This is a genomic window from Streptomyces sp. JJ36 (assembly GCF_021696945.1).
Classification (GTDB): domain Bacteria; phylum Actinomycetota; class Actinomycetes; order Streptomycetales; family Streptomycetaceae; genus Streptomyces.
In genome coordinates, this window is record NZ_JACYHE010000116.1 from 1 (window position 1) to 10,922 (window position 10,922).

Genomic DNA, 10,922 nt, shown 5'->3' on the forward strand with positions numbered 1-10,922 from the left:
CGGTCGGCCGCCGGGCAGCCCTGGCGGCGGCCCTCACCGGCGGGCCGGCCCTGGCCGCGCTGCCGGGAGCGGCACCGGGGACTCCTTCCGCACTCGGCCTGCCCGGCGCGCCGGGCGCCGTCGCCGCCCTCACCGGGACGGCCCTGGCCGCGCTGCTCGCCGTACGGCTGGGCGGGCACACCCGCGTGGCCCGGTGGGGCGGCCGGGCCCTGAGCGGAGCAGCGCCGGCCCTGCCGGCGCTGCTGACGGCCGGGGCGCTGCTGCGGGCCACGCCACCGGACGGGGCCGCCCCCGGGTACGGGGCCGGGTGGGCCGTCGCCGCCACGCTGGGGGCGGTGCTGGGCACGGCGCTGGGCTCCGGGCCGGGCCGTTCCGGACCGCTGCGGCGGCTGCTCGCCGCCGGCACCGCCCCCGTGTTCCGCCGGCGCGGGCCCGCCCCGGCCCTCGCCGGGGCGGCCGCGGCCCTGGCCGGCGGCGTCCTCGCCGCCTCCGCCGTGTTCCCGGCCGGGTCGTGGCAGCCGCCCGCCCCCGGCTTCACCGACGCCCGGCAGGCCGCGCTCTTCCGTACCTACGCCGAGCGGCTTGGCCTGGAACGCTCGGCGGTCGCGCTCGCGGCGCCGGGCTCCCTCGCCACCCGGTCCGCAACGGCGGACGGCGGACAGCGCGTGCTGGACCTGACGGGGCGCACCGACCCGGCGCTGGCCGCCGCCTGGAGCGCACACGACATGGCGGCGCTCCGCCGGTTCGTACTGGACCGGGCCCGGCCGGAGTTCCTGCACCTGCACGGCGCCTTCGCCCGGCGGACCGGGCTGACCGCCGCACGGCTCGCCGCGCACGGCTACCGCCCGCTGCTCCGCCGGGGGGCCGGCGGCGACTACGTGCACCGCAGCGCGGTGACCGTCCCCGAACGCCTTCCCGAACTCCGCGTCCTGGCCCACACCGGGGGCTCCCTGCTCCCCCACCCGCGGCCCGGACGCTGAGGCGCCTCCGCACCCGGCGAGGGACTACCCGGTGGCCCCCACCCGGCTGGGGGCGCCGGGCAGGGCCGCCGCGTCGGGAGCCGGGGCGCAGGTCCGCTCGGCCGGGGGCACCGGAGCGGGCAGTTCCGCGGCGTCCTGGCCGAGGAAGACCCGCCGCACCACCCGCTCCGCGGCGCGCCCGTCGTCGTACGGGCAGAACCGCTCGCGGAACGCCGCGCGCAGGGCCGCGGCCTCCGGCCCGCGCCAGGCACCGGAGGTGAAGGCGGCGATCAGCTCGTCCTCGTCCCTGCTGACCACTCCGGGCGTGTCCCCCGGGCGGCCGGAGAGCAGGTCGAAGGTGACGCCCCGGGAGGCGCGGTAGGCCTGCCAGTCGGGGGCGTGGATCACCATCGGGCGGTCCAGGTTGGCGTAGTCGAACATGATCGACGAGTAGTCGGTGACGAGCGCGTCGGACGCCAGGCACAGCTCCTCGACACTCGGATGCCCGGAGACGTCCCGCAGCACCCCGCGTTCCTGGAGCTCCAGCAGCTCGGGGCTGCGGCCGTAGAAGTAGTGGGTGCGGACCAGCAGCATGTGGTCGTCGCCGAGCTCCCGGGCCAGCCGGACCAGGTCCACCTGCGGCACGAACCCTCGCCGGTAGTCGCGCATGGTGGGTGCGTACAGCAGGGCGATCCGCCCCGGCGGGATCTCGAGGCGCTCACGGACGGCCCGCACGTCCTCGGCGGTGGCCGTGGTGTAGACGTCGTTGCGCGGGTAGCCGGTCTCCAGGTGCGTGTAGTCCAGCGGGTAGGCCCGGTCCCAGACCTCGGTGGAGTGCGGGTTCGCGGAGATGCTGAAGTCCCAGCGGGCCACGCGGTGCAGCAGACCGCGGAAGCTCAGGCCGATCGCGGCCGCGGGATAGCCCTGCTGGTCCAGGCCCATGGTCTTGAGGGGCGTGCCGTGGTGCGTCTGGACATGCACCTGGCCGGGGCGCTTCCGCACGTGGTTGGGGAAGTTGACGTTGTTGACCAGGTACTTCGCGCGGGCCGTGACCCGCCAGTAGCGGCGGGAACGCGGCAGCACGTAGTCCGTCCCGGGCGGCAGCTCCGGCACGGCGTTCGCACGCACCACCCACACCGGGTGGATCTCCGGTGCCAGCTTCCGGCACGCGGCCTCGATCGCGGCGGGGTTGCACCGCACACCGCGGTCCCAGTAGGCGCTGTAGACGGCCAGCCGCTCGTCCAGTGGCAGCCGGCGCTGGACGGCGTAGTACGCCCGGTACACGCGCCGGCCGAGGGCGCCGCGTGCCAGGCGGGTGGTGTGCAGCAGCCGGCGCCGGGCACGCTTGGCCAGCCCGAAGGCGGCGTAGAGCCCGTAGGAGCGGGCGCCCACCAGCCGGAGGGGGATGCCCTGCCGGCCCGGGGGCGGCCGGTACCCGGCCGGGCGGTAGCGACGGTGGAACTCCCGTGCGATCCGGAAGTACGCCCGCCGGTCGGCCGGGCGGACGCGGTCCGGACGTTCGATGCAGAACAGGAAGTGCGACATCATCCGCTCGAACAGCTCGGGCCGCAGCTGCTCCAGCCAGGGCCGTTCGTCCAGGAAGGCCATCAGCGAGGCGTACTGCGGGAAGATGTCGAAGTGCTTGCGGCCCGGCGAGCGGGTGATGGCCCCGCGATAGCGCTGCCGGTAGCTGACGCAGGCGCGGGCCAGACAGCCGATGCTGTCCGCGGAGACCATGGCCTCGTAGGCCAGCGGGGCGTCCTCGTAGAGCCCCGGCAGGAAGGCGAGGCCGTGCCGCTCGTAGAAGGCGCGGCGGTACGCCTTGTTCCAGGCCACCGCGAAGAGCCGCAGCAGTTCGGGGTTCTCCGGCACGCTCTCGGTGCGGGTGCCGGCGGCGGCGAGCTGCTCGCCGAAGATGCTCGGGCGCACCGCGTCCCACCAGTACCGGCGGACATGGTCGAAGACCAGCACGTCCGGGTCGCCACAGGCGTCGAGCCGGCGGGCCACGGCCTCCAGGGCGCCGTCCAGATAGGCGTCGTCGCTGTCGAGGAAGAGCAGGTAGTCGCCGGTCGCCCGCTCCGCCCCGGCGTTGCGGGCGCGGCCGAGGCCGACGTTCTCCGCCAGGTGGAGCGCCGTCACCCGGCTGTCCCGCGCCGCGTACTCGTCCAGAATCCGGCCGCTGCCGTCCGGGGAGCAGTCGTCCACGCCGATCAGCTCCAGGTCGGTGAACGACTGGCCGAGCACCGAGTCCAGGCACTCCCGGAGATAGCCCTGCACCTTGTAGACGGGGACGATGACGCTGAGACGAGGCATGGCACCCTTCCTGCCGTACGTCGGGCTCGCCGGCCGGAACCGCCCTCGTACCCGTACCGGGCCGGGGCAAAACGGGCACGCGCTGCGGCCGCGCAGGCCCCGGGTGCGGGCCGGCGACGCCACATGCCGGCCCGGCCCCGGGTCACGGGCGCCGCACCGAGTGGGCGGTGTGTCCCAGTCTCTCCCGGATCGCCGCAGGCCGCTCGCCGTGCGTCCCCCGTACGGCCCCGGAGCCCGCGGGCCCCGGGGCCGTGGCGACGGCCGCCGGACGGCTCAGCGGTTGCTGCGGAGCAGGGTGCGCATGGTGCGCATGGCGACCGAGAGGTTCGCCAGGTCGAAGGTGTCGGAGTTCTGGATCTCGTCGAGCGTCGCGCGGGCCCGGTGCAGGATGGCGTAGTTCTTCTGCTCCCAGGCGGCGTAGCGCTGCTCCGCGGTGGCCATGCCGTCGCCCGCCGCCAGCACGTCGGCGGTGAGGAGCTGGTGCGCGGCGTAGAGGTCCTCGCGGATGGCGGCACGGGCCATCGACTGCCAGCGGTCGGCCCGCGGGAGCTGGCCCACGCGCTCCTGGAGCTTGGTGATGCCGAGCCGGTGGCCCAGGTCGTAGTAGACCTCGGCGACGTCCAGCAGCTCCTTGCCGGTGCGGCCGGCGACGGCGACGACGTCCAGCGCGGGGAAGACCGCGGAGAAGCCGGCCACCTTCAGCGCGAGCTCGGCGGGGACGCCCTCCGCCACCAGCTCGTCGTGGATCATCTCGTGCCAGGTGAGGTCGTCGCCCTTGAGCAGCTTCGGCAGCTCGGCCCAGACCCGGTCGACCCGCTCGCTGAAGAGCTCGATGGTCTCCGCCAGCATCAGCGGCTGCGGGCGGTTGTTCAGCAGCCAGCGGGTGGCGCGCTCCACCAGGCGCCGCGAGTGCAGGCGGATCCGGGTCTGGACGGCGGCCGGGACGACGTTGTCCAGCGACTCGACCTCGTCCCAGATGTCGCCGAGGCCGAAGATGGTGCGGGCGGCGGTGTGCGCCCGGACGATCTCCTCGGTGGAGGCGCCGGTCTCCTCCTTCAGCCGGTGCAGGAAGGTGGAGCCGCCGGTGTTGACCGTGTCGTTGACCAGCAGCGTCGTGACGATCTCCCGGCGCAGCGCGTGGTGCTCGATCTCGCCCGGGAAGCGCTCGCGCAGCGCCCGCGGGAAGTACGCGAAGGCCAGCCGCTGCAGATACGGTTCGTCCGGCAGCGTGCCACCGATGATCTCCTCGGTGACGGTGATCTTGGTGTAGGCGAGCATCACCGCCAGCTCGGGCTGGGTGAGGCCGGTACCGGCGTTCAGCCGCTCCCGGATCTGCTTGTCGCTGGGCAGGAACTCCAGCGCCCGGTCCAGCTTGCCCTCCTTGACCAGGGCGCGCATGTGCCGCTGGTTCGCCTGGAGCAGGCTGGGGGCCTGCTCCAGGGAGTTGGCGAGCGCGGCGTTCTGCGCGTAGTTGTTGCGCAGCACCAGCTCGCCGACGTCGTCGGTCATCTCGGAGAGCAGCGCGTTGCGCTGCTTGACGGTCAGGTCGCCGTTGCTCACCACCGCGTTCAGCAGGATCTTGATGTTCACCTCGTGGTCGGAGGTGTCCACGCCCGCGCTGTTGTCGATGGCGTCGGTGTTGATGTGGCCGCCGTTGGCGGCGAACTCGATGCGGCCGAGCTGGGTCAGGCCGAGGTTGCCGCCCTCGCCGACCACCTTGGCCCGCAGGTCGCGTCCGTCCACCCGGATCGCGTCGTTGGCCTTGTCGCCGGCCTCGGCGTCGGTCTCCGCGGCCGCCTTGACGTAGGTGCCGATGCCGCCGTTCCACAGCAGGTCGACGGGTGCCTGCAGGATCGCCTTCATCAGCTCGGGCGGGGTCATCTTGGTGACCCGCCGGTCGATGCCGAGTGCCGCCCGCACCTGCGGGGTGACCGGGATGGCCTTGGCCGTGCGGGGGTGGATGCCGCCGCCCGCCGAGAGCAGGCTCTCGTCGTAGTCCTGCCAGGAGGAGCGGGGCAGCTCGAACAGCCGGCGCCGCTCGGCGTAGGAGGTGGCGGCGTCCGGGTCCGGGTCGAGGAAGATGTGCCGGTGGTCGAAGGCGGCGACCAGCCGGATGTGCTCGGAGAGCAGCATGCCGTTGCCGAACACGTCGCCGGACATGTCGCCGATGCCGACGACGGTGAAGTCCTGCGTCTGGGTGTCGTGCCCCAGCTCCCGGAAGTGACGCTTGACCGACTCCCAGGCGCCGCGGGCGGTGATGCCCATGCCCTTGTGGTCGTAGCCCGCGGACCCGCCGGAGGCGAAGGCGTCGCCGAGCCAGAAGCCGTAGGAGACCGCCACCTCGTTGGCGATGTCGGAGAAGGTCGCGGTGCCCTTGTCCGCGGCGACCACCAGATAGGTGTCGTCGCCGTCGTGCCGCACCACGTCCCGCGGCGGGACGACCTCGCCGCCGACCAGGTTGTCGGTGATGTCGAGCAGCCCGGAGATGAAGGTGCGGTAGCAGGCGACGCCCTCCGCGTGCCAGGCGTCGCGGTCCTGCGCCGGGTCCGGGAGCTGCTTGCCGACGAAGCCGCCCTTGGCGCCGACCGGCACGATGACGGTGTTCTTCACCTCCTGCGCCTTGACCAGGCCCAGGATCTCGGTACGGAAGTCCTCCCGGCGGTCGGACCAGCGCAGCCCGCCGCGCGCGACCTTGCCGAAGCGCAGGTGGACGCCCTCGACCCGGGGCGAGTAGACCCAGATCTCGAACTCGGGGCGGGGCGCGGGCAGCTCCGGGATCTGCTGCGGGTCGAGCTTCACCGACATGTAGTCGTGCGGCTCGCCGGAGGCGTCCCGCTGGAAGTAGTTGGTGCGCAGGGTCGCCCGGATGACGGTGAGGAAGGAGCGCAGGATGCGGTCCTCGTCCAGGCTGGCCACCTCGTCGAGGGCGCCCTCGACCTCCTCCAGCAGCCCGTCGGTCAGCTCGTGCCCGGCGGCGGTGCGCTCCGGGGCCAGCCGGGCCTCGAAGAGGCTGACCAGCAGCCGGGTGGTGTGCACGTTGTGCCGGAGGGTGTCCTCCATGTAGTCCTGACTGAAGGTGGCGCCCGCCTGCCGCAGGTACTTGGCGTACGCCCGCAGCACCATCGCCTGCCGCCAGGTCAGCCCCGCGGAGAGCACCAGGGTGTTGAACCCGTCGTTCTCCGCGCGGCCCGTCCAGACCGCGCTGAAGGCTTCCTGGAAGCGTTCCCGGGCGTCGTCGCCGAAGGACCGCTGCTGGCCCTGCGGCAGCCGCAGCCCGAAGTCGTAGATCCACGCCTTGCTGCGGTCGGCGCAGCGCAGCTCGTACGGGCGCTCGTCGACCACCTCGACACCGAGCGCCTGGAGCACCGGCAGCACGGCGGAGAGGGAGACCGGCTCGCCGGTGCGGTAGATCTTGAAACGCCGCTCGCCCGGGCCGGCGCCGACCGGCTCGTAGAGGCTCAGTGCGAAGTCCGGCGCGGGCTCCTCGCCCTCGGCCGCCGCGGCGGCGCCGGCGGTGACCAGCTTCTGGAGATGCTGGAGGTCGGCGACGGCGGCGCGGGGCGGGAAGTCGGCCTTGTACCCCTCGGGGAAGGCGTTGGCGTAGCGGTGCGCCAGCTCGGCGGCCTCTTCCTCACCGCACTCGGCGACCAGCGCCTCGGCGAAGCCGTCGGCCCAGGAGCGGGCGGCCTCGGCGAGCCGGGCCTCGATCCGCTCGGCGTCGGAGTCCGTCAGTTCCGGCAGCCCGCTGCCCGGCCTGACCCGCACCACGAAGTGCAGCCGGGAGAGGATCGACTCGGTGTTCCAGGCGGTGAAGTCGACGCTGGTGCCGCCCAGCTCCTCGCTGAGGATGTCGATGAGCCGCAGCCGCACGGCCGTGGTGTAGCGGTCCCGGGGGAGGTAGACCAGCGCGGAGTAGTACCGGCCGTACTCGTCCTGGCGGAGGTAGAGCCGGAGCTGCCGGCGCTCCTGGAGGTAGAGCACCGAGGTGACGATGGAGCGCAGCCGCTCCACGGAGATCTGGAAGAGCTCGTCGCGCGGGTAGGTCTCCAGGATCTGGAGCAGGTCCCGCCCGTCGTGGCTGTCCGGGGTGAAGCCCGCGCCGGCCAGCACCGAGTTGACCTTGCGCCGGATGACCGGGACCCGGCGTACCGACTCGGTGTAGGCGGCCGAGGAGAACAGGCCCAGGAAGCGGCGCTCGCCGACGACGTTGCCCTCGGCGTCGAACTTCTTCACGCCGATGTAGTCCAGGTAGGACCGGCGGTGCACCGTCGCACGGCTGTTCGCCTTGGTGAGCACCAGCAGCCGGTGCTCACGCGCCTTGGCGCGGGCGTCGGCGGGCAGGCGGTTGAAGGAGGGCGAGACCGGGTGCCCGTCCTCGTCGACGTGCTGCGGGTCGGAGCGGAGGATGCCCAGGCCGGTGCCGGGCCGGGCGGTGAGCAGCAGCTCCTCGCCGCCTCCCGCGGAGGAATCCGCCTCCAGCTCGTACTCGCGGTAGCCGAGGAAGGTGAAGTGGTCGTCGGCGAGCCAGCGCAGCAGCTCGCGGGCCTCCTCGACCTCGCCCTCGTGGAGATCCTCCGGAAGGGGCTCGGAGGGCAGCTCCTCGGAGATCCGGAGGGCGGCGCTCCGCATCTTCTGCCAGTCCTCGACGGCCTCGCGGACGTCGGAGAGGACCCGCAGCAGGTTGGCGTTGATCTGCTTGAGGTCGTCCCGCTCGGTCTCGCGGTCGATCTCCACATGGATCCAGGACTCGACGACCGCGTCGTGCGGCAGCTCCTCCCGGGTGTGCGTGCTGGCCCGCGGCGAGTGCGGGTCCCGGCCGGCCTCCAGCACCTCCAGCAGGGCGCCGGTGACGTCCCGGCGCACGATCATCTGCGGGTGGATGACGAGATGGATGCCCCGGCCCTCGCGGGAGAGCTCGTTGGTGACCGAGTCGACGAGGAAGGGCATGTCGTCGGTGACGACCTCCACCACGGTGTGGGTGCAGGCCCAGCCGTTCTCGTCGACCGAGGGGGTGTAGACCCGGACGTTGGCGGTGCCCTGCGGGCGCTCCTGGGCGAGCCGGTGGTGCGCCAGGGCCGCGCCCAGGACGTCCACCGGGTCCCGGTCGGTCAGGTCGTCCGGAGCCGTGTGCAGGTAGTAGCGCTGGAGATACGCCTGGAGGGCGCCGCCCTCGAGCCCGTGCGGCGAAACCCCTCCGAGGGGGCCCTGCTCAGCTACCCGGGCGGCTTCCGCGAGCCGTTCGGCCTTGGCTTCGTCCAGCTTGCTCTGCATGTCCTCTGGCTCCTGTCGCGCGCCGTTGCGTGACGTCGGGGTGGGCGGGCGATGACGTCACTGCGCGGAGTTTCCGCTGGGATCCGGCGTCATGCCCCGAGAGAAGTCGACCAGCGGTGCCCGCGGCGCCCGTGCGCCGCGGGCACGCGGCGGAGGCGGGACCGCCTGCGGCGGATATCGCGCTGATCACGCAGGTAAGGCTATCGCCCCGGAGCACGGCCCTTCATGGTCGATCGGACAAAACCGTGGCGGGATTTTTGCCTCTCCGGCCACTCTCGTCACCCTCACCACCCGGGGTGCGGGCTCCCGGACCACCGCACTCACCCCCTCGGCCGCCGGCTCACCGGACACGGACGCCGGCGGCGATGCGGTCGGCGGCCTCCACGGCCTCGGCCAGCGTGTCCACCACCGGCACCCCGGCCTCCTGCAGGCTGCGGCGGCTGTGCGAGCCACCCGTGTAGAGCACGGCACGGGCACCCACGTGCGCGGCCGCCAGCGCGTCGTCCACGGCGTCCCCGATGACCACCGTACGCCCCGCGTCGACGTCGTCGAGGGCCGACAGGTGGCGGGCCATCTGGGCGGCCTTGCCGCCGCCGGAGGGCCCGCGGGCGCCGTCCACACGGAGGAAGTGCCGGTCGATGCCGTGGTTGCGCAGCAGCGGGACCAGCCGGTCGTGCGGGGCGAGGGAGCAGAGCGACTGGGTGTGCCCGGCGTCTTCCCGTGCCTCGAGCAGCTCGGCGGCGCCCTCGGTGAGGCCGACGCCGTCCGCCTGGCGCCAGTAGTGCCGGTGGAAGATCCGGTCCATCGCCTCCCACTCCTCGTCGGACGGCAGCCGGCCCATCAGCCGCTCGTAGAAGCGCGGCACCGGCACGCAGTACAGCTCGCGGTACCGCTCCAGGGTGATCGTGGGCATGCCGATCTCCGCGAAGGCGAGGTTGGTCGCCTCCAGGACGGCGTGGATGTCGTGCAGCAGCGTCCCGTTCCAGTCCCAGACGATGTGCGTCGGGCCTACGGCGGCGGCCCCGCCGCCCGGGTGCCCGTCCCGGGCCGCCTGCCGCTCCGCGGCGTGCTCCGCCTCGTGCTCCGCGCTGTTCCCCGCATCCATGGACACGACCGTACGTGCCGGGTCCGACAACGGGGTAACGGATTTCCGGACCTCCTGCGGCGCCGGGCCGGCTCCGTGGCGGGAGCGGGGCCAGGTCCGCGGACGGCCCGGGGCGCAATCCGGGCGCGTCCTGGCGGGCCCGGACGGCTCAGTCCCGGGCGACCAGGTCCGGGATCTCCTGGGTGGCGAACCAGCGCAGCTCGTGGTCCTCCGCCCCGTCCACGGTGAACCGGGCGTCCTCGTCCCCGAGGTCCGCGGCCCCGAGCGCGGCCGCCGCCGCGGCGACGTCGGCCTCGGCCTCGTCGGCGTCCACGTGCACCGCGGCCGCCTTCGTCAGCGGCACCGCCGCCGCGAGCCGTACGGAACCCACCGAGGTGTCGTCCAGCGCCGCGTCCGGGTCGGCCGCCGCCGCGGAGTCCGGCACGTCCACCGCCACCACCACCCGGCGCCGGGGCGCCCGGGGATCGACCGCCAGCAGGCGCAGGGAGGCCCGCGCCGCCCGGCCGAGGGCGGCGTACTCCAGCTCCTCGATGTCGTCCGAGACGTACCACTCGCGCAGCCCCGGGGTCACCGCGTAGGCGTCGAGCGGGGCCGGCCCCAGCTCGCCCCTCCGGTGCGTCTCGGCGAGGGAGAGGAGGGTCAGGGGGACGTAGACGCGCATGGCTGCCGCTTTCGTGTATCGCCGTACGGACTGCCTCGCCAGGATACGGGCCGCCCCGCACTCCCGTGCACCGGTGCGGCCGCGCGACACCGCAGCTCACAGCCTTCCCCGTCAGCAGTGCGGCCCCCGTCTCCCCGGATAGGTGAACCCGGGACGGGCGTACCGCGCCGGGGTGGGCGCGTTGCGGTGGGCCTGCGGCGCGGCTACAACCTGGTGCCACAAGCTACTGATCGGTATCAACCGCCGGGGGAACAGCCCATGACCAGGACGTCTCTTCCTGCCTCTCTGCCCGCACCACTCCCCGCACCGCTCCCCGCACCGCTGCCCGCAGCCCGGCCCCTGGCGCCCCCGCCGGGCACGCCCGCGGGCCGCCCCCGCAGGCCCGCACAGGCGCCGCTTCCCGGCACCCACGCACCGGACCGGGCCCTCCGGGAGACGGGCACGACCACACCGGCCGGTCCCACCCGAGCCGAAGGCGCCGCCCGCACCGCGGCACCGGACGCGCCCGCCGCACCGCGCCGGACAGCCGGTCGGCCCGGCGCCGACGGGGCTCCCCCGGCCCCGGGCCGGACAACCGCCGCCCCGGGCCGGACAACCGCCGCCCCGGGCCGGA

At 74.0% G+C, this 10,922-nt stretch carries 4 protein-coding genes and 1 pseudogene; 1 reads left to right on the forward strand and 4 read right to left on the reverse strand.

Annotation, left to right across the window (positions count from 1 at the left end):
• Positions 1–980 (forward strand): annotated as a pseudogene (locus tag HOY81_RS27520) (hypothetical protein); the annotation flags it as partial.
• Between the two features lie 24 nt (positions 981–1,004).
• On the opposite strand, the gene HOY81_RS25930 reads toward HOY81_RS27520, so the two are convergent.
• The 4 genes from HOY81_RS25930 to HOY81_RS25945 form a co-directional block, all read right to left on the reverse strand.
• Entirely contained in the window at positions 1,005–3,272 is a 2,268-nt protein-coding gene (locus tag HOY81_RS25930) for a bifunctional glycosyltransferase family 2 protein/CDP-glycerol:glycerophosphate glycerophosphotransferase (protein WP_237323143.1), read from the reverse strand.
• A 273-nt stretch (positions 3,273–3,545) separates the two neighbouring features.
• On the reverse strand, positions 3,546–8,543 hold the full coding sequence (locus tag HOY81_RS25935) for an NAD-glutamate dehydrogenase (protein ID WP_237323144.1): 4,998 nt from the start codon (positions 8,541–8,543) through the stop codon (positions 3,546–3,548).
• Positions 8,544–8,883: 340 nt separating this feature from the next.
• Complete coding sequence (locus HOY81_RS25940) at positions 8,884–9,648, reverse strand: HAD family hydrolase (RefSeq protein ID WP_237323145.1); 765 nt, start codon at positions 9,646–9,648, stop codon at positions 8,884–8,886.
• 148 nt (positions 9,649–9,796) lie between these two features.
• Entirely contained in the window at positions 9,797–10,309 is a 513-nt protein-coding gene (locus HOY81_RS25945) for a hypothetical protein (RefSeq protein WP_237323146.1), read from the reverse strand.
• Positions 10,310–10,922 lie beyond the last annotated feature (613 nt).

What these genes read in the sequence shown, in the direction of transcription:
- HOY81_RS25935 (WP_237323144.1), bottom strand. Translation starts at nt 8,543, where the DNA reads ATGCAGAGCAAGCTGGACGAAGCCAAGGCCGAACGGCTCGCGGAAGCC.
- HOY81_RS25940 (WP_237323145.1), bottom strand. Translation starts at nt 9,648, where the DNA reads ATGGATGCGGGGAACAGCGCGGAGCACGAGGCGGAGCACGCCGCGGAG.
- HOY81_RS25945 (WP_237323146.1), bottom strand. Translation starts at nt 10,309, where the DNA reads ATGCGCGTCTACGTCCCCCTGACCCTCCTCTCCCTCGCCGAGACGCAC.
- HOY81_RS25930 (WP_237323143.1), bottom strand. Translation starts at nt 3,272, where the DNA reads ATGCCTCGTCTCAGCGTCATCGTCCCCGTCTACAAGGTGCAGGGCTAT.